This is a genomic window from Alphaproteobacteria bacterium (assembly GCA_040218575.1).
In the GTDB taxonomy this organism is placed as follows: Bacteria; Pseudomonadota; Alphaproteobacteria; order JAVJRE01; family JAVJRE01; genus JAVJRE01.
On sequence record JAVJRE010000003.1, the window covers coordinates 44,272 to 62,691 of the forward strand.

Consider the following 18,420-nt stretch of genomic DNA (forward strand, 5'->3'; position numbering starts at 1 on the left):
CTAGACTGACCAAACGGCACTCATGGACGTATCGGCCGGATCCTGTGCCGTGGCTGCAGTCCACCCCCGCCATATAGTCCGGCCGGGAGCAGTTTGATGCGCATCGATCCAGTGCCAGCAGAGTCTCCGCCATGGCTCCTGCGGCCTTTCTTCTGGAACCAGCGACGAAAGTACGGTCAGGTCCTGGACGCTGCACGGGCATGGGCCCGCTCGCCACGCCTGTTTCTCGGTGTAGCCTTCCTCTACGGCATAATTGACCGTCGTCGCTCACCCATTGAACCAGCCCTACGCTCACTCATTACTGTGCGCGTGTCACAGATAAACTGGTGTGTCTTCTGCGTCGATATCAATTCCGCCACACTGCTGAAGCGCGGCGTTACCCCGGAGAAGATCGACGCGCTAGTCATGTGGCGTGATAGCGCCCTGTTCTCAGATCGTGAACGCGCCGCACTTGACTATGCGGAGGCCATGACGCGGTCGGACCTGGACGTTGAGGGCAGTCACGTTGCTGCGCTGCGGCGGTATTTTGACGACGACGCCATCGTCGAGCTGACTGGGCTGATCGCCTTCCAGAACATGTCCAGCAAGTTCAACAGCGCTCTGGCTGTCCCAGCCCAGGGTTTTTGTCGCCTGCCTAACGCAGCCGATCGTGGGTCGTCGCAGAAGGCACATGTCGTGGACATCCAATGAGTGCCGGGCACCAGACCGAGTATCGGGAAAACAGTATCAGCCTGATCGCCGGTATCTCCATGGGGACCGGCGTCATGATCGGCGCCGGTATCTTCGCCCTGACCGGTCAGATTGCAGAGCTGGCGGGACCGTGGTTCCCGCTCTCCTTTATTGCCGGTGCCATCGTCACCGGATTCAGTGCCTACACTTATATCAAAATGTCGAATGCCTATCCGTCGGCCGGCGGCATCGCCATGATTCTGCGCAAGGCCTATGGCCCCGGCGCCATCGCTGCCGCAGCCTCCCTGCTGATGGCGTTCTCCATGGTGATCAATGAGAGCCTAGTGGCGCGCACCTTCGCCACCTATGCCCTGCGGCCGTTTGACGTGGCGCAGGAGAGTTTTCTGATTCCTACGCTCGGTGTCGGCCTGATCGTCTTCGCTTATCTGGTGAATATCTCCGGCAACCGGTCCGTCGGGGTGTTTTCCTTCACCATGGCGCTGCTCAAGATCGGTGGTATCGCGCTCTTCGGTGTCGCTGCCTTGTGGGCCGGCGGCTTTTCTTTCGCGCCAGCCGCCGGAGCAATGGACCCGATTCCGCTCACAGGTTTTATCGCGTCTGTCGCCCTGTCCATTCTGGCCTTCAAGGGATTTACCACCATCACCAACAGCGGCGCCGAGATCGTCAATCCACATAAGAATGTTGGCCGGGCAATCATGCTGTCCATTGCTATTTGCGTCGTGGTTTATCTGCTGGTGGCCTTTGCGGTCGGGTCCAGCCTGACTCTGGACGAAATCATTGCAGCGCGTGACTATGCGCTTGCCAGGGCAGCGGAACCGACACTCGGACCATATGGATTCTATTTCACTATCGCGCTTGCCATCGTCGCTACAGCATCCGGCCTTCTGGCCAGTATATTTGCGGTGTCGCGGATGTTGGCCATGCTGACCGACATGAAGATGATCCCGCACAGCCATTTCGGCATGTCCGGCATGATCCGGGAGCACACACTGGTCTATACGGTGGTGACGGCGGCGGTTCTGACCGTATTCTTTGATCTTGGACGCATCGCCTCGCTGGGTGCGTTCTTCTATCTGGTCATGGACATCCTGATTCACTGGGGTGTGTTTCGCGCCCTTAGGCAGGAGATTGGCGCGCGCGGCTGGGTGCTGATTGGTGCCATAGGTCTTGATGCCATTGTGCTTGGTGCTTTTGGTGCGATGAAGCTGCGATCCGACCCGCTCATCGTCATCATCGCCGTAGCGGGCATTGCGCTCGTGTTTCTTTTTGAGCGTCTGTACCTAAAACGGTGGCTGGAGACGGATACAGTGGAAGATCATTGATCTAACTGGTACCGACTTTGCCCCGAGATGCTGGACGATCAGCGCAGTGCTATGGGGCCTTGTAAAGAGTTTCAATGATCGGGCAGTCGGACAGAGCGCCCTGTTCACACGAGGCGATCATTCTCTTTAGTACGGACTGCATCTTCTTCAGATCGACGATTCGTGCCCTGATCTCCTTCAATTGGTCAGCGGCAATGGCTCGTACGTCGTCGCACTCGGGTTCTTCCTGATCGACGAACGTCAGCAATTCGCGCATCCTCTGCGTCGAGAACCCTAACTCGCGACAGCGACGCAGAAAGACGAGCCGTTTAAGGTTGTCCATATCGAATCGGCGATGACCACTAGGCATCCGCTGGACCGGTTCGAGTAAACCAACCTTTTCATAGTAGCGGACTGTTTCCGGCAGGCAGTGAGCCTGGTCGGCGAGTTCACCTATGGTCATCAAAGTCAGCGCCATTCGCTTCTCCACATTGGCCTCCGGCATTGGCTAGCAGGCACTCTTCAAAGCGTGAGCACAAGGGCCTTGTATCTGTAGTTGGTACAGATTCTACGCTTTGGTCAATGCAATATCAGGTGACCGGCACACGCACTCGAGGCGTCGTGCGCGGTCATCGTGTCTGAAGGGACCATTGTGCTGTGAACAACAAACGACTTCTTGTCGTCGGCATGGGTGGATCTCTGCTGGCCGCGCTCTGCTGCTTTACACCAGTTCTGGTACTGGGGCTCGGTGTTGTTGGGCTGTCGGCGTGGCTGGGGTGGCTGGACTTCGTGCTGTTTCCGGCGCTTGGCTTTTTTGTCCTGCTGACCGCCTACGCCCTCTACCGACAGCGCAGACAGATGAAAGCCGCTCCGACAGCGTCCATCGGGCAATCGGGAGCCGGCTCATGACGGCAACTGAACAAGTGGACCGGCAGGCATCGGCCAGCCATAACCGTGCGGCGGCAGACCTCATTGTCGTCGGGGCCGGGTCGGCTGGATTCTCGGCAGCGATTACGGCGGCGGAGCTGGGCGCGAAGGTCGCCCTGGTTGGCCACGGCACGATTGGCGGAACATGCGTCAATGTCGGGTGTGTTCCATCCAAGACGCTGATTCGCGCCGTTGAAACCGTACACCAGGCCAGGTCCGCGTCCCGATTTTCTGGCATCGAAGCTCATGGCTGTCTCGCTGACTGGACGGCGCTAGCCCACCAAAAGGATAGTTTGGTCGCAGAGTTGCGCCAGGCGAAGTATCTGGATCTTCTGCCGCAATATGAAGGCGTCACTTACACTGATGGTCCGGCCCGGCTGGTGGAGGGCGGTGTCCGGGTCAATGGCAGCCTTCTGTCTTCAGACAGGGTCATCATCGCCACAGGGGCGCAGCCAGCCCTGCCCGAGATCCCAGGCATTGAGACGGTTCCCTACCTCACCAGCACCTCTGCACTGGCTTTGGAGAAGCTGCCCAGGTCACTGCTTGTCATAGGCGGTGGCTATATCGGCTGTGAACTGGCGCAGATGTTCTCCCGCGCCGGCGTTGCCGTCACCCTGGTCTTCCGCAGCCGTCTTCTGCCTGAAGCGGAACCGGAGATCAGTGATGCGCTCACCGGTTATCTCCGTGACGACGGTATGCAGATCCGGGACGGACTCTCCTATCAGGCGATCACAAACACCGGACACGGGGTCGCCCTGGAGGTCGTCGATGACGACGTCACCGATACGATTGAGGCCGACGCCGTTCTCGTCGCGACGGGGCGCCGGCCCAACACAGACGGGCTTGGGCTGGGCGAGGCCGGTATAGACCTGTCGCCCGGGGGTGCCGTCCAGGTGGATGACCGGCAACGGACCACCCGGACCGGTGTCTATGCGGCGGGCGATGTGACCGGCCGCAACATGTTCGTGTATATGGCCGCTCACAGCGCGCGGATTGCTGCGGAAAACGCTCTCAATGGCGACAATCGTCGCTATGACGCATCGGTGATACCAGCGGTCGTGTTCACCGACCCGCAGGTGGCGAGCTGCGGGCTGACGGAAGCTAGCGCCAGATCGCAGGGGATGGAGGTGCGGACCTCAGTGCTTCCCCTCAGCTATGTTCCGCGTGCAATTGCGGCTCGCGACACGCGGGGACTCATCAAGCTCATTGCCGAAACGCGCACGGGTCGGCTTGTGGGTGCGCATATTTTGGCGCCGGAGGGCGCAGACAGCATCCAGACAGCCGTCCTTGCCATCAAACACGGCCTGAAAGCCACGGAGCTAGCCGAAACGATCTTTCCCTATCTGACGACAGTAGAAGGGCTGAAGCTTGCGGCGCAGACCTTCGACAAGGATGTTTCCAAGCTGTCCTGTTGTGCCTGACGGGCGAAGCCTAGCCACTCCCACTGCTGCCGGAGACTGCCACGCGGGGCGAGTATCACGGTCGTCGTTTTCGTTGCTGCAAGCGGACCATCAATGAAATGACACTTGGGCGTCAGCTCAAACAAAAATTCATGCGCTGGATCGTGCCGGTCCTCGGTGGTCTGTTGGCACTTGGCATCGTCTTTTGGCTCTATCGCGATCTCGATATAGTTGAGTTTGCGGCTATTTTGCAGAATGCCAAGCCTTGGTGGGTCGCCGCATTGGGAGCCACCATTCTCCTTGAACAGGTCATACAAGGCTGGAAATGGCGCCAGCTGCTTTTTGATATCAAAATGGTCTCGGTATGGCGCCTGACCGGGGCATTCCTCGCCGGCTACGCAGCCAATACGCTGGTTCCCCTGGGCATTAGCCCGGTCGTTCGATCCTGGCTGGTAGCTCGCACTGAGAATCTCAAAGTAGCAACGGTCCTTGTAACAACCGTCATATCCCGATTTGTCGACGGCATCGTCTTTGCAGCCATGGCCGGTCTGGCGGCTGCGACAGTTCCGGTCATGCAACTTGAAACCGGCGTCGGAACGGGCCTCCTTATTGCCGGGTTGCTCAATGTCGCCCTGTTTGGTGGCGCCCTCTGGCTACTCTTTCGTGCTCGACATCACCTGAATAGAGAAACCTCTTTCGCCAGTCGAATTGTTGAGCGTATTTCTCGGCTGAGCCAGAGACACTTAAGCGGGATTCGTCTCGCCCTTGTGGAAGGAATCATATGGCCGCGTCAAAGGCGGCGGCAGATATTCGTGATCGGCGCAAGCGTGACCATGAAATTGGTTGCCCTGACCCATTTTCTCTGGGCTGGTCTGGCGATCGGTGTTCGTCTCGATCCTCTCGACTATCTGTTCCTGATGGTCTTCGCCGGGTTCGGAATGATTATCGCTAGGTTCGTCCGGATGCCGGGTGGCTTTATCATCGGATCGGGCTTGGCGATGAAGCTGGTGGGTGTGCCAGACGAGCAGGCGATTGTTATGATTTTGCTGAATCAAATGACATCCGTCATTCTCGTGATCGGTATTGGCTTCGTCATATTGGGGAGATCTGGAATCGAGATTCGCGGGCTGCAGAATTCACCGTGACCTCTGAAGGCGACTCGTCACGCGACGATCAATCACCACGTTCATCGTTCATTCGTATTGCAGGTGCGGGAACGACATTTCAGGCGGGTTCGGCAGCCATTGATTCAGCGACCATCATGTCGGCTCTGGTCCTTCAACTCACGGGCAGTGTCATTGCCGTTGGTGCCGTTCCGGCGATCCTCAGATTTGGCTGGCTGTTTCCTCAGTTCTTCGTTGGGTATTTTGCCAGCCGCAGCGCGTCCAGTATGCGGTACTACGTCGTCGGCGCCTTCGGCCGTGCCGCTGTCATCGCTGCTCTGGCCGTGGTTCTCGCCATCGGAGCAACCTGGCCGGCTCTGTTTTTATCGGTGGCTGTGCTGGGGTTGTGGACTCTCTATGCCTTCGTCAGTGGGATTGTCGCAGTCCCCTACAATGACATTGTCGCACGGGCGATACCTTCTGATCTGCGTAGCCGACTTCTGGCGACCCGTTTCCTTGGCGGCGGAATACTGGCCCTGTTCGTCGCAGCTGCCGCTAACAGCCTAATAGAACAAATCTCATTTCCACAGTCGTTTGCTGCGGTGTTTGCGCTTTCAGCGGCCCTGATGATTGTCTCGTCAGCCATCTTCGTTTCCATACCGGAACCTGTACGGCCAGTAGCAGGTCGTAAGTCGGATCAGAGTTTTGGTCAGTACTTCACAAAGGGGATTAACACCTATCGGTCCCACGCGACGTTTCGTCGATTTGTCCATGCGCAGTGGTGCGGTGGTGTTGTCCTTATGGCTATGCCTTTTTATGTAGTCCAGGCCAACCAGAGTGGCCTGAATCTGGACCGGATTGCGCTTCTGCTGGGCGCACAGGCGCTCGGTGCCCTGTTGTCCAATCCATTGTGGGGCTGGTGGGGAGATCGTATCGGAAAAAGGAGTCTCATGCGTGCAGTGACTACCGGTCGCATGGTTCCGCCTGCGTTAGTATTGCTTACTTCAATAGGTGGTTTTGAATTTGGCCTTTTACCTGTCTATGCCGTGGTGTTCTTTGTGCTTGGGGCGTTGTCGAATGGACTGACCATTGCTGTCATTGGTCTGCTAATGGAGATTTCTCCAAACGACCAGCGTCCGGCGTATGCAGGTTACTTCAATGCCCTTACCGCGCCGGCATTTTTACTACCGTTTGTCGGCGGCTTCATCGTGCAATTTTCAGGGATAGTAGTGGTCTTCGGATTGTCAATTGTGTTCGCTATCGCGCAAACGGTGCTGATTGGTAAACTGCGTACTCACCAACTTTAGGGACCGCATGGGTCGGCCGGCTCAGTCTGTGTGAGCGGACACGACCGATCAATTTTTGGGTCAGGGTCAGCGTTGATCGGTATGTCCCATAAAGCCAGGGAAGGTGTGCTAAAGTGATTGATAAGCAGACTCATCATCGTATCAGGTTCGATCCCGGCTGGAAAATCCGCCACCTTGGTGTGATCGGCGTGGCCACGCTCATCGCCTATGGGTTTCTGCTGTCTCGTCCAGAGTGGGCCGAAATGCACCGTTGGAACCGTGCACTGGGAGACGCGTCTTTCGTTCTTGTCGCGCTTGCCATGGCAATAGGACCGCTATCCCGTCTTCTGCCTTCGTTCCGTATGGCAATTCCATGGCGTCGTGAGTTTGGCGTTCATGGTGTATTGCTGGGCATGGCCCATGTTGTCGTTATTCTGTTCGGCTGGGTCGAGTTGGATCTCGTCCGTCTGTTCGGTTACGAGGTCCATCCGGCGACAGAGCGCTACGTCATGGTGCAACACGGGTTTGGTCTGGCTAACACCATTGGTATCGTAGCTGCGGTTTATGGCACGATGCTGGCGGCAATTTCAAATACCTGGAGTCAACGCAGACTGGGTGGCCCGGTGTGGAAATTTTTCCAGCAGAGCAGCTACGTGCTGTGGATGCTGATCGTGCTGCACACCGGCTATTTTCTCTTTCTTCACTTCCAGGACTTTCATCGTCGCGTGCCGGAGCCGAATTGGGCTCAGTGGCCCTTCGCAGTGGTTGTCCTGGCTATCCTGTCACTTCAGATTGCCGCATCAATACAGACGTGGCGTCCACGTTTGCACCGTCGTGGCCGCATGACAGGCTTGACGGACAGCCGATCCTGATTGCCGTCTGGGGCATAGTTTGGAGAACACAAATGGTTCGGGAGCTTCCAGATTGCTCTATTGGATTCAGATGTTGCGGTGGTTTGACACACAGATAAGAATAGCCGACCAAATCAGGCTGGCAGAGGTATACAGTTGATGCAATTCAGAGATCATTCAGGGATCGCCAAGGTTTCGGGGTGTTATGAACTCTCGTTTCCGGATGACGGTCTGGGTGAAACAACCGTAGCTGTCGGCTTATGAGATAGGGAGACGGAGCCATGAACGGAATGTCGAATGGAATGATGGACGGAATGTCAGGCTTCATGTTTTGGGGTATGGGCCTGACTTGGATCTTGGTCTTTGCCCTACTGGTCCTCGGCGTTGCTGCTTTGCTCAAGTATTTGTTTCGTAGTGACAAGCGGAGCAACGGCCAGTCGTAGAATCTGTTCTCGGCGCATACGGGCGCAGTGAGTAGCTTGGAACGCACGAATCCTTGAGAGGGTTATGCGCAGCCTGATCGAACGGAGGGTGGCTGTCTGTATCGCCCTATTCTTGGTGTGGCCGGGGTCAGCCACCGCCGATTCTTTGCCGCGCCTTTTCAGCGAAACCTCACAGTACATCTCTCTGCGGCCGCTAACGACAGCGCCGAATATGCAGCTATTGGACACCAGTGGGTCTCCAGTTCGGCTGTCTGACTTCATGGAGCGCCCCGTCGTTCTAAATTTCTGGGCGACCTGGTGCGAGCCTTGTTTGCGTGAGATGCCGTCGCTGGATCGGCTCGCATACCAGGCAGAGAGTCTTGGAATCGTGGTTCTGGCGGTTTCCATTGATGAAGATGGGATGACGTCCGTGGCAACTTTTCTGCGTGGGAACGCGATCACAGATCTGAAGGTCCTGCTGGACCCTAACCTTGATATCGCATTTATCGAGCGGGAGAACGCACGGCGCGATGCCTTGGGCATTTACGGATTGCCAATCACCTACTTCATCGATTCAGCAGGTCAAGTACGCGGTTACATCACCGGTGCCGTGGATTGGTCCGATTCTGAAGCGCGCCGCTTCTTGGCGCACTTGAAGGGAATCACTAAGTCATAGGGGTCTGAGGTCTGGGCCTTAGGCAGCAAGCTTGAGTGTGAAAATCTTTGCTGCGTTGCCGGCCAGGATACTCTCTGATTGGTTGTGATTGAGATCAAGTGCGCGCACTGCGGCAATCGAATCATCACTGGTGAACACGGGAAAATCTGTCCCGATCATTATTCGGTCGGCGCCGAAGGTTTCGATGGCGAGACTTAGCGCACGCGGGCCCAGAGAAGCATTGTCTACATAAAGTCGCCGAATGCGCTCCGAGGGAATGGGTGCGTCGGGCGTCCTTGTCCTGGCGACATGGTCCATCCTCTCCAGGAGAAATGGGATGACACCACCGAGGTTGATGACCTGAATAGTCAGGTCAGGGAACGGATCGAGCAGATCGGTCATCGCTAAGGTTACCACCGCGTGGGACACTTCGTTCTGGATGGCCAGACTACTGAAGCGATGATTGTGGTTGTCTGTGAATTTGCCGGCGGGCGATTCGCCAGCCCGGAATCCCGGATGGACCAACAGATGGGCACCGAGCTCATTGGCGACTTCCAGGAGCGGAGTCAGATATTGGGCTGTCTCGAGGCTCTCGAAATAGCGAGCCGGGACAATAGCGCCCTTGAGCCCGAGGATCTGGCAGCAGTGGGTCAATTCCTTCCGTGCGGCATTCAAATCGGCATAGGGTAGGCCAGCAAGCCCGCTGAACCGTTGTGGTTCATCTCGGCAAACTTTAGCCAGATCCTCGTTTGCAGCGCGCAACACTGGCGCAGCGACGTCTACCGGTCCCGCGTCTATGCCGAGTAGGCCTGGGAACGACATAATCTGGTGTGTGATGCCAAAACGATCCATGAACTCACGGCGTCGGCCTAAATCCTGTTGCTCGGCTTTCAGCGGGAATGCACTGGTGTGGCTATAGGTCCTGGCTACGCCGCTTTTGTCGTTCCGAATATAGGGTAGTTCGGTTCGTGTCCTTAGGTGGCCGATCAGGCTCGGTGCCATGAAGTGGCTATGCGTATCGATGATCATGATGGTTGCCTGTATTACTATCGTTCCTGGTCGCTTTTATCACAGTCGAGCCAATTAGAAGTTCGGCAACTGGGCACTCCCGCCGCGATGTGTCCGCGAAGGCAAAAACTCCCTGATAGGACTTGCAATTTCCCTGATGGGAGGAGAAAAACTCCCTGTTCCGGTGAGTAGGGAATTGAGCGAAGAATCCTCGGAAGTCTGCCGCTTGTACCGGCGGCCGTCCCAATAATTGGCGGCCCAGTTGAGGGTATTCCCTGTATTTTCCCTGTTGAACAGGGAAACCCGGCAAGAGACGGGTTCGCAGTAGACTGCCTGCACCGCCACTGAGTTCGTCACGATATCCTTGTTGAGTCGCGAAGCGGCGCGGAGTAGCCACCGCGCTGCCGGGTGGCGCTGGTGGCGCGGCGCCGCCTGGCCGGTGACGCTCAGTCCGGCGGCCCGGGGTTGGGCGTTGCCGTGTCCGGCACGGACGCAAGGACTTCGGCCGTATGCTGACCCAGCGAGGGCGGCGGCGTGACGGGCCGGTTCTCCTCGCCGAGGTGCAGTGGGTGCTGCAGGACGGTGACTTCGCCGGCCGTTGGATGATGGACCGACCGCAGGACACCGCGCGCGGCGAAGTGCGGATTGGCGAGCACCTCCGGCAGGGTTTTGACTGGCGCCACCGGGACCGACGCGCTCTGCAGGCAATCAACCACATCGCGGGTCGTCCGCGCCGTGGTCCAGGCGGTGAGGATCGCCCGCAATGCAGGCTCATTTTCGGTGCGCGCATGATCGGTGGAAAAGCGGCTGTCGTCAGCCAGCTCCGGACGACCGATCGCCGCCATCAGGCGGGCAAACATGGGCTGGTTTGCGGCGGCCATGACGATGTGGCTGTCGGCGGTGGGAAAACAGTCCGACGGAGTGCTGATGGGGTTGCGGCTGCCGACCCGGCGAGGCGTATTGCCACCATAGACGGTGTCGGCCAACGCGGTCACCATCATGGAGACGAGGGAATCCACCATGGCGACTTCCATATAGCGGCCATGGCCGGTTCGCTGACGCTCCAGCAGGCCGCTCAGAATACCGATGACCGCATAGAGCCCGGTGGACACATCGCCGATGGATTCGCCGACCCGGGTCGGCGGGCTCCCGGCACTGCCGTTAAAGCTCATGAGCCCGCTCATGGCCTGGGAAATGATGTCATAGGCCGGCCGCTGGGCCTCCGGTCCCGACTGGCCGAAGCCCGAAATGCTGAGATAGATGAGGTCCGGCCGGATGGCCGACAGCGCCGCATGATCAATGCCCAGGCGCCCGGCCACGCCGGGACGGAAGTTCTCAATCACCACATGGCAGCTCGCCACCAGGCGGTGAATGGCGGCCCTGCCGGCGGCGGACTTGAGATCCAGAACGACACTCTTCTTGTTGCGGTTCAGCAGCATGAAATAGCCGCCCTCGCCGCCTTGCTTTGGACCCCAGTGGCGCGATTCATCCCCCCCGTCCGGCCGCTCCACCTTGATCACCTCGGCGCCGAGATCGCCCAGGATAGCGGTGCAGAAAGGGCCGGACAGCGCCCGCGTAAAATCGAGAACGCGAATTCCTTGCAGTGGCGCGCCTGGCGCCGGCTTGTCATCCATTGTCGCCTCTAGAACGGTTCACCGGTCCAGCCACCACAGGCGGCTCCATCGGCGGTTGATGACAAGCAACACGACCGGCAGACCCGCTACGATTTCGCCGTGATCCGGCCGAGCGCCTCCGGGTCATGAATGAGTATGTAGCCTTTTTCGTAGCTCAGTACGCCGTCCTTCTGCCACACGCCGATCTCCCTGTTGACACTCTCGCGCGATGCGCCGGTCATCTGCGACAGGGTCTCCTGGGACAGAGGCAGGGTCAGTCGAATACCCTGCGGCGTGTGCTGGCCATAGGTAGTGCTGAGGCTGAGCAATCGCCGTGCCAGACGATCCTTCAGGCCGCGAAAAATCGTATCCTCAATAACCTCGCTGGAGCGGCGCACATGGCCGCACAGCACGCGCAGCAGGCTGATGCAGAATCCGGGGTTATTGTTGAGGAAGGCGAGGAACGATGGCCGCGTGATTTCAAGCAAGCTGCTTTGGGTCACGGCAATAGCGCCAGCCGTTCGGGGCTGTTCATCAATAACGGCGATCTCGCCAAACATCTCATCGGACTCGAGAATATTGAGCATGATTTCCTTGCCGTCGGGCGAGGTTGTCCGAATGCCGATACGGCCGCTCAGAATGTAGTAAAAGGCCTCGCCCGTATCGCCGCGTTCGAAGACCACCGCACCATTGTCGAACGGGCGTATTCTCGCCTCGGCGACGAGCGGTGCGATTTCAGATTCAGAGAGGGTCGAGAACAGCGGCGCATTCAACAGGCGCTGCGCCAGCCGGCTCGCGTCACTGTCCGGCAGGAGTTCACTGGCTACGGGCTTGCGCATCATCCGACCGCATGTTTCCTGGAAATGCGACGATATCAGGATTGATCAGTAGCCGTCCTGTCCATAGAAACCCGGTCCCTGACGCTCCGCCTTACGGATGGCGGCGCGCCAGGCGATCGTGCTTTCAAAGGCGAAGGTCACGTCCATCGGCGTGTGCCCGGACGATGCCATTTTACGCATGGCCCGGAGCATTTCCATTGCATCCAGCTTCTTTTGATCGACCCGCCCGCTGGGCAGCCACTCCACCAGGCTGTTGACTTCACTGGTGGCCGGCAGTGAGTCGCGGAGCAGCGTCATGATCTTCGGAAAGGAACGCCCCTTGTAGTGGAGGCCCTTGGCGATGGCCAGCAACTGGCGCGAGAACTCAGCGGAGATGACTTCTTCCAGGACCGCCCGGGAGACGGTCGCGCGAATATTCACCATGGCTTCCGACAGGGCCGGGTAATTCAGCTCAGCCGGTCCGTGCGTGACGGTCACCTCGTCATCGTCTTCGATCCACCCTTCCTGATAGGCCTTGTAGATCTGGCCGACGCCGACCATGCCGAAGGGCGCCAGCTCCGCCGCCCGCAGCGCGCCCATGCTCGATGCGCCAAAGACATGGACGCCCTGCTGCATGGCCCAGAGGATTTCCTTGTGCCAGACAGACGGCCGTGTCTCAAAATAGCCGTCGATCAGGCCTATGGCGCTGGGTCTTTCCTTGGCGGCCTTGTAGATATCCCCTTGCGCGGCGGGCGCCAGCACCCGGCAGTCCAGACACCGCAGCGCATCGTCCTTTTTTATCGAGGGGCCACAGAAGACAACCATGACCATGGGCTCAGGCCTCCACGAAGGCGCGGGCCCGTGCGCCATAGACGTATGAGGCGGAGTCGACAATGCCTTCCAGTCCCGGAACCAGAATCTTGACGACCGGAATATCGAACTCGTCTTTCGTCAGGTTGACCGCACAGACGCTTTGGATGTCGACGCCGGCGAGGCATTCCAGAACGTGCAGGATATCTTCCTCGAAAGTCGCGTGGCTGGCGGTCTGCACATCCTGGAACCTACGTTCCGCCACACCGTCATGGATCAATGATCGCCAGGCGTGACGTCCATCGCCGCGCCTGAACTCAACGAAGTCCTCCGGGTTGAGGTCGTCGCGTGAGCCGGCGATGAAGGTAAGCCGGCTTTGCGCCGCCTCGGTCATCGCCCGCATCAGCGCGACGGAGCGGTCAAGGTGGCAGCCCATGCCAGCCGCTGGCCGGATCAATTGAGAAGGATTGTCCGACGATTCGATGATCCGGCAGAGGAACACCGGCACCCCTACATCTGACGTGATGTCCCAGACGCCAACAGCGATGCCCGCTTCATCAAACTGACCCAGCAACGATCGGCAGAGCGGATCATCAATGCTGTCCAGATCAATACGGGTCAGATTCTGAGCGGCGCTGTTTTGTATCTGCCACAGGGTAGTGGCGTCACGCTCAACCACTTCGAGCATGCCGTGCAGAGTCGCTTCGCTCAGCACATTTCCCGAGGCCAGGCCATTTGAGCCGGACTGAAAAACGCCGGCATGGGGCAGTGCCGGACCGGAGAGATTGAGGCTGACGCATTCGAACGGAATCCACAGGCTCTTATTGGCGGCGATGTCTTCGCCTTCGATCCACAGAATGGGGTCCGACCGGCCGAGGCGGGCGCGGCCCGCCAGCGGCAGCCCGGCGACATCGATCAGGTCCCGGCGGCTGAGCATCTCGTCGATGCTGGCAAGCATGAGTGGTTTGTGAATGGTCTCGGCGTGGTGGGACTCAATCGCCTCCATGACACCGGACGCCTTGGCCGCCTCCAGGGTGGCGCCCTTGCCCTGGGCGACCGAGAGTGACCGTGAGTTCGGGCGCGTGACCATGACGACCGGGATGCCGATCTGGTCGAGGCCCGTGACGTTGGCCACACGGGTAATGCCCATGGCCGGCGCCAGCGGCCAGACGCGATTGAAGGTTTCGGCCGGACTGACGGACCGGTGGGTTCCCCAGCGATACGCCTTGGACGTGAACGTGGCGCCTTCCATCTTTGGCTCGGGGTAGGAGTTCATGCCTTAGCCGCCTGTGCGGAGCTCTCTTCCGCTTCTGACTTTCCGGCCCAGTATGCGATACGCCCGGCAACAAACTCACTGTCGTCGGTCAATGGCAGAACATCCGAAGCGCCACTTTCCAGGCACACTTGCTCCAGGTCCTTTGACGGCACATGGAGCAGGACAATCAACCGGCAGTCGTCGCCGGCGGCGCTCTTCAACCGGACACATCGCGCCCTGGCGGCGTCAAGGCCCGGTTCCATATCAACCACCAGGACGCCTGGCTGGCGCTGCCGACTCTCAAGCACAGCTTCGTCGTCGGTTGCGACGCATAGCGCCTGCAGCGACCGCATGGAAAGCAGGTCAAGGTAGAGCCGTCGCAGCGGCTCATAGGCGATGGCGAGAAAAACTGGCGGACGACTCATCGGGTCGTCCGCCAGGCAGTTTGTATCAATCGGTCGTGTTTCATTTCCATTCACTGGCGATGCCCGGTTTATCCGGTGGTCATCGGCGGGCCTAGCCCTGGGCGGCGGAAATGAAATTCGCCGTTGAGCGACGGTCCATGTCTTCACCGGTGCCGATGAAGTTGGCCGCATGGCGCTGGCTGTCGTCGGGCGTGGTGCCGATGAAGTTGGCCGCATGGCGCTGGCTGTCATCGGGCGTGGTGCCGATGAAGTTGGCCGCGTGGCGCTGGCTGTCATCGGGCGTGGTGCCGATGAAGTTTGCCGCGTGGCGCTGGCTGTCATCGGGCGTGGTGCCGATGAAGTTGGCCGCGTGGCGCTGGCTGTCGTCTGACGGGCGGACCACGCGTCCAACCGAAGACACAGCCTGACTGACGGACGTCTCGATCCGATCAGCCTCACCATTTTCGATACGATAGAGATGGCCGTCTGGCGCGCGCGTCAGTACAGCCGCATTGGATGCCCTGCTCATGGACTTCTCCTGTCATAGTGTGGACCGGGAAGTCAGAGATATCAGTATTTTAGGTTTCGACGGTGTGAGGTTAGTCACACGCCGGGCTGTAGTTAAGCCACGGCTTAAATAGCCTAGTCACAAGAAATCAGAGTGTTACGCGGCGATTCCAAGACGCAAAAGCTCCGACTCAGCGTCGCGAATCATGATCAGGCCTTGCTCGTCCTGCCCCAGGCTGACAAGGGCATGCCCCTTGCCCAGTTCTATGCGGGCCAGCAGGGGGCTCAGCTCATAGCGCTTGGCCAGCTGGAAGGCCGCATCAAACGTCTGGATGCTGTCGCGGGCGGCCTGGGGGGCGGACGGAGCGCCGGTCCTGAGGCCCAGTTCCGCCTGAACACAAAGCGCCAGCGCCTCATTAGCGCGTTCGCCGGTCTCCCGTGCCATGGCGACGGCGCTTGCGGCTGTGCGCATGGCTTTCTTTTTCAGCCCGACCTGGTTCAATGCCTCGGCATACCAGGCCAGATAACGGGACATGTATGTTCTGAGGCCGGAAGACTCGGCGAGGATAAAGGCGCTCTCGAACTCGCTGACCGATTTCCGCGCTTCACCGATACCCAGATAAGCGTAGGCGCTTCCCATCTTCAGGGCGCACAGCCAAACATGGTTATGCACTGATTCCGTGAGGGCGATGCCACGCTCGAACAGGGAAGATGCAGTCACAAAGTCTTTCTGATAGATGTGGACGAGGCCGAGGGCGTGCAGGCAATAGATCTGACTGAAGCGGTCCGATCCGCCAAGTGCGATCGCCAAGCCTTCCTGACCGATCTCGGCGCCGAATTCGAAACGGCCCAGCTCGGCCGCACACCAGGCAAGCTTGGCGCGACCGGCCGCCGCGGTTACCGCGGCAAGGCCAAACCGGGACTGGTCGGCATCGTGTTTTTCGAGCCGGTCCAGTATTTCAGTCCACAGATTCCAGGCGCGCCTGAGGTCGCCGGTGTCCTGACACATGGCGGCCAGGCGGGACCCTGTATGGATGAAGTGGGCATCATCATCGCCGTCCACCGCATGGTCAAAGGCGGCTTCCGCGCAGGCCAACGCATCCTTGAGGTCGCCGATGGACCAGGCGTGCAGCGCCTTGGCCGCCAGGGCCCGGCCGCGCAATTCCCAGTGCTCCAGTTCATCGGCCCGTTTGATCACATGGGCGATCAGGCGTTCCTGCTGCTGCTGCCGGTTCCTGAGGAAATAGAGGACAGCAAGTTCCAGTTCGGCAAAGAGAATCTCCGCCTCGTCGTGGTCGTGATCGCTGTCTGTGGCGATTTTGATCGCCGCCTCAAAATAGCCGATGGCGGTATCGATCGCTGACACCGACATGGCATGTCTGGCCGCCGCCAGACCATAGGTGACGGCCTTCGCCGCCAGTCCGGCGTGCATGGCGTGATGGAACAATTCCGCCCGCGCGTAATTCCCGTCGAGACTCGCGCGACGGGATTCGAGGAAGGCGAGTGCGGTGCGATGCAGAACCCGTCGCCGACTGCGCAGGAGAAGGGAATAGGCGGTTTCCTGGAACAGGGCGTGGGTGAATCGCAGGCGAATGTCCGGGAACAGGCTGTCGACGGCGATATAGCCCTGCAACTCCAGATCGCGGATATGGCGCCTCAGCTTCCGTTCGCTGGTTCTCGACACCGCATGCAGCAGGCCGAAGCTGAACGTCTCTCCGGCGACGGAGGCATAAAGCAGCAGTTGGCGCAGCTCTTCGGGCAGTCGATCAACCCTGCTCAGGATGATGTTTTTCACCGCATCAGGCAGCTCGCCATAGTCGCCAAAGCCCGCATGCCCGGCGGGATTGTCGATCGGATCCCCATGGTGCGGGTTGCTGCCGGCGTCGTGGACCAGCTCGGCGAGAAAGAACGGGACGCCGCCGGAGCGGCGCAGAATGGACCGGTACTGTGCGCTTTCCTCGCTGACCTCACCGAGGCGATCACTGATGAACTCGCGGGTTTCGGTGGGACTGAGCCTTTCAAGCCGCAGCCGGTCCACGGCAATGGGGCATTCCTCATCCGTCCACACGTGAGTGCGCGAGCTGCACAGGAAAAACAGCCGACCGACGGCAATCCGGTCGATGAAACCCTTTATGATGGCGATGGTGTCTTCATCGGAATTGTGCAGGTCTTCGAACACCACCACCATGGTGTGGTCAAGACTGCGGGCCGACAGTATCGCGGCGATGGTCGCTGCAATGTGGTCTTGACGGCTGACATGATCGAGCCGCTCCCACGACGCATCAGAGTGCGGCAAATCCAGAAGCTCGCAAAGAACGGCTGTCGCATGGTGGCCATCTATATGATGGGCCCGGACAAATTCCAGAACCTGCTCATTGCGGAAGCCCGGACTGTCGCCGCCGTCCACGTCCAGAATCGTCTGGACCAGGGAGCGAAGTCCGTGATGGGGCTGCAGGGAACAGATAGGCGATTGCCGGATTCGGATGACCTCGGGCGGTGACGGGGCGGGCTTTATGCGCGTCAGGAACTCTTCGATGAGCCGCGATTTACCCATGCCGGCGCTGCCGTGCACCAGAACCATTTGCGGATTGTCCCTGGCGACTTTTTCATAGGCGCCGGCAAGCTGGCGAAGCTCTGTCTGGCGCCCGATGAAACGGGAAGGCGCCGCCACCGTGTGCGCCGTGCTCGGGCGGGCGCGCTCAAGCTGATAGATGGTGAACGCACGGGTGAAGCCGCGCGGCTGCCAGTCCTCTATCTGGCTGACGGTCATCATGGTGGATACGGATCTGTGTACCGAGTGGCTGAGCAGGGTCTGGCCAGGGGCGGCGTGCTGCTGAAGCCGTGATGCGATATATACGGTTTCGCCAATCGGCCGGTAGTCGATATTGACGTCGTTGCGAACGGCTTCCAGGACCACTTCGCCGCAGTGCATGCCAATGCGAACCTGTGGCAGGGCGGAAGTCCGGGCGGCGCTGGCGACGTTTTGCGTCGGCGCTTTCCCGGTCAGATGCAGCGCCGCGGCGCAGGCGCGCTCCGCATGATCGGATTGGGCAATGGGCGCACCGAACACCACCAGCAGTCCGTCCCCCAGAACCTGGCACACGGTGCCGCCATAGAAGTGAATGATCTCCGTCATGCCCTGCAGATGACGGTTCAGAACTTCCTGGGCGTCTTCGGGATCGCGACCGGCCACAAGACGGCTCGACTCGACGATGTCTGCAAACAGCACGGTCACATACCGTCGTTCGCCCAATCGCAGATCATGTGTCGTGGCGGGAGCCTGGAGCCCCAGGGGGGCGTCCAGACCGGCTGTCCTGACGCGCATGTCACAAGCCAAGGTTGATAAGCGACAAATTAGTGAAAATTGGAC

The 18,420-nt window shown here is 59.4% G+C and carries 17 protein-coding genes; 8 read left to right on the plus strand and 9 right to left on the minus strand.

Going from position 1 to position 18,420, the window contains the following annotated elements; translation table 11 throughout:
• The first annotated feature begins 96 nt into the window (after positions 1 to 96).
• Positions 97 to 690: a carboxymuconolactone decarboxylase family protein gene (locus tag RIE31_03985; protein MEQ8639754.1), complete on the plus strand. Its 594-nt coding sequence runs from the start codon at positions 97 to 99 to the stop codon at positions 688 to 690.
• Positions 687 to 2,012: an APC family permease gene (locus RIE31_03990; protein ID MEQ8639755.1), complete on the plus strand. Its 1,326-nt coding sequence runs from the start codon at positions 687 to 689 to the stop codon at positions 2,010 to 2,012. Before RIE31_03985 ends, RIE31_03990 begins: the two co-directional genes overlap by 4 nt.
• Before the next feature lie 49 nt (positions 2,013 to 2,061).
• Here RIE31_03990 and RIE31_03995 read toward each other — a convergent pair whose 3' ends face one another.
• Positions 2,062 to 2,469: a helix-turn-helix domain-containing protein gene (locus RIE31_03995; GenBank protein MEQ8639756.1), complete on the minus strand. Its 408-nt coding sequence runs from the start codon at positions 2,467 to 2,469 to the stop codon at positions 2,062 to 2,064.
• Between the two features lie 179 nt (positions 2,470 to 2,648).
• Here RIE31_03995 and merF point away from each other — a divergent pair, with 179 nt between their 5' ends.
• The 6 genes from merF (at position 2,649) to RIE31_04025 (ending at position 8,656) form a co-directional block, all read left to right on the plus strand.
• Positions 2,649 to 2,900 carry a mercury resistance system transport protein MerF gene (merF, locus tag RIE31_04000; GenBank protein MEQ8639757.1) on the plus strand — a complete coding sequence of 84 codons (252 nt, stop codon included), beginning with the start codon at positions 2,649 to 2,651 and terminating at the stop codon, positions 2,898 to 2,900.
• Positions 2,897 to 4,339 (plus strand): mercury(II) reductase, encoded by a 1,443-nt coding sequence (merA, locus tag RIE31_04005; GenBank protein ID MEQ8639758.1) that lies wholly within the window; start codon positions 2,897 to 2,899, stop codon positions 4,337 to 4,339. The genes merF and merA overlap by 4 nt, the downstream gene beginning before the upstream one ends.
• A gap of 98 nt (positions 4,340 to 4,437) precedes the next feature.
• Positions 4,438 to 5,463 carry a lysylphosphatidylglycerol synthase transmembrane domain-containing protein gene (locus RIE31_04010; GenBank protein MEQ8639759.1) on the plus strand — a complete coding sequence of 342 codons (1,026 nt, stop codon included), beginning with the start codon at positions 4,438 to 4,440 and terminating at the stop codon, positions 5,461 to 5,463.
• Positions 5,460 to 6,728 (plus strand): MFS transporter, encoded by a 1,269-nt coding sequence (locus RIE31_04015; protein MEQ8639760.1) that lies wholly within the window; start codon positions 5,460 to 5,462, stop codon positions 6,726 to 6,728. Before RIE31_04010 ends, RIE31_04015 begins: the two co-directional genes overlap by 4 nt.
• A 113-nt stretch (positions 6,729 to 6,841) precedes the next feature.
• A complete protein-coding gene (locus RIE31_04020; GenBank protein MEQ8639761.1) occupies positions 6,842 to 7,579 on the plus strand; it encodes a ferric reductase-like transmembrane domain-containing protein in 738 nt (245 codons plus the stop codon).
• Between the two features lie 486 nt (positions 7,580 to 8,065).
• Positions 8,066 to 8,656 (plus strand): TlpA disulfide reductase family protein, encoded by a 591-nt coding sequence (locus RIE31_04025; GenBank protein MEQ8639762.1) that lies wholly within the window; start codon positions 8,066 to 8,068, stop codon positions 8,654 to 8,656.
• 18 nt (positions 8,657 to 8,674) lie between these two features.
• On the opposite strand, the gene RIE31_04030 is transcribed toward RIE31_04025, so the two are convergent.
• The 8 genes from RIE31_04030 to RIE31_04065 all read right to left on the minus strand — a co-directional run bounded on the left by RIE31_04030 (position 8,675) and on the right by RIE31_04065 (position 18,303).
• Entirely contained in the window at positions 8,675 to 9,664 is a 990-nt protein-coding gene (locus RIE31_04030; GenBank protein MEQ8639763.1) for an amidohydrolase family protein, read from the minus strand.
• 425 nt (positions 9,665 to 10,089) lie between these two features.
• Positions 10,090 to 11,277, minus strand: a complete 1,188-nt coding sequence (locus RIE31_04035) for a CoA transferase (GenBank protein ID MEQ8639764.1) — start codon at positions 11,275 to 11,277, stop codon at positions 10,090 to 10,092.
• An 86-nt stretch (positions 11,278 to 11,363) separates the two neighbouring features.
• A complete protein-coding gene (locus tag RIE31_04040; protein MEQ8639765.1) occupies positions 11,364 to 12,098 on the minus strand; it encodes a Crp/Fnr family transcriptional regulator in 735 nt (244 codons plus the stop codon).
• A 42-nt stretch (positions 12,099 to 12,140) separates the two neighbouring features.
• Positions 12,141 to 12,836, minus strand: a complete 696-nt coding sequence (locus RIE31_04045) for a TfuA-like protein (GenBank protein MEQ8639766.1) — start codon at positions 12,834 to 12,836, stop codon at positions 12,141 to 12,143.
• A gap of 73 nt (positions 12,837 to 12,909) precedes the next feature.
• Positions 12,910 to 14,160 (minus strand): YcaO-like family protein, encoded by a 1,251-nt coding sequence (locus RIE31_04050; protein MEQ8639767.1) that lies wholly within the window; start codon positions 14,158 to 14,160, stop codon positions 12,910 to 12,912.
• Positions 14,157 to 14,564 (minus strand): hypothetical protein, encoded by a 408-nt coding sequence (locus RIE31_04055; protein ID MEQ8639768.1) that lies wholly within the window; start codon positions 14,562 to 14,564, stop codon positions 14,157 to 14,159. The genes RIE31_04050 and RIE31_04055 overlap by 4 nt, the downstream gene beginning before the upstream one ends.
• Positions 14,565 to 14,655: 91 nt before the next feature.
• Positions 14,656 to 15,072: a hypothetical protein gene (locus RIE31_04060; GenBank protein ID MEQ8639769.1), complete on the minus strand. Its 417-nt coding sequence runs from the start codon at positions 15,070 to 15,072 to the stop codon at positions 14,656 to 14,658.
• Between the two features lie 135 nt (positions 15,073 to 15,207).
• Entirely contained in the window at positions 15,208 to 18,303 is a 3,096-nt protein-coding gene (locus RIE31_04065) for an adenylate/guanylate cyclase domain-containing protein (GenBank protein MEQ8639770.1), read from the minus strand.
• Between the last annotated feature and the right edge of the window lie 117 nt (positions 18,304 to 18,420).

Coding starts and splice junctions, on each gene's coding strand:
- RIE31_04040 (MEQ8639765.1), bottom strand. CDS start 12,098: ATGATGCGCAAGCCCGTAGCCAGTGAACTCCTGCCGGACAGTGACGCG.
- RIE31_03985 (MEQ8639754.1), top strand. CDS start 97: ATGCGCATCGATCCAGTGCCAGCAGAGTCTCCGCCATGGCTCCTGCGG.
- RIE31_04030 (MEQ8639763.1), bottom strand. CDS start 9,664: ATGATCATCGATACGCATAGCCACTTCATGGCACCGAGCCTGATCGGC.
- RIE31_04010 (MEQ8639759.1), top strand. CDS start 4,438: ATGACACTTGGGCGTCAGCTCAAACAAAAATTCATGCGCTGGATCGTG.
- merA (MEQ8639758.1), top strand. CDS start 2,897: ATGACGGCAACTGAACAAGTGGACCGGCAGGCATCGGCCAGCCATAAC.
- RIE31_04050 (MEQ8639767.1), bottom strand. CDS start 14,160: ATGAACTCCTACCCCGAGCCAAAGATGGAAGGCGCCACGTTCACGTCC.
- RIE31_04055 (MEQ8639768.1), bottom strand. CDS start 14,564: ATGAGTCGTCCGCCAGTTTTTCTCGCCATCGCCTATGAGCCGCTGCGA.
- RIE31_04035 (MEQ8639764.1), bottom strand. CDS start 11,277: ATGGATGACAAGCCGGCGCCAGGCGCGCCACTGCAAGGAATTCGCGTT.
- RIE31_04025 (MEQ8639762.1), top strand. CDS start 8,066: ATGCGCAGCCTGATCGAACGGAGGGTGGCTGTCTGTATCGCCCTATTC.
- RIE31_03995 (MEQ8639756.1), bottom strand. CDS start 2,469: ATGGCGCTGACTTTGATGACCATAGGTGAACTCGCCGACCAGGCTCAC.
- RIE31_03990 (MEQ8639755.1), top strand. CDS start 687: ATGAGTGCCGGGCACCAGACCGAGTATCGGGAAAACAGTATCAGCCTG.
- RIE31_04060 (MEQ8639769.1), bottom strand. CDS start 15,072: ATGAGCAGGGCATCCAATGCGGCTGTACTGACGCGCGCGCCAGACGGC.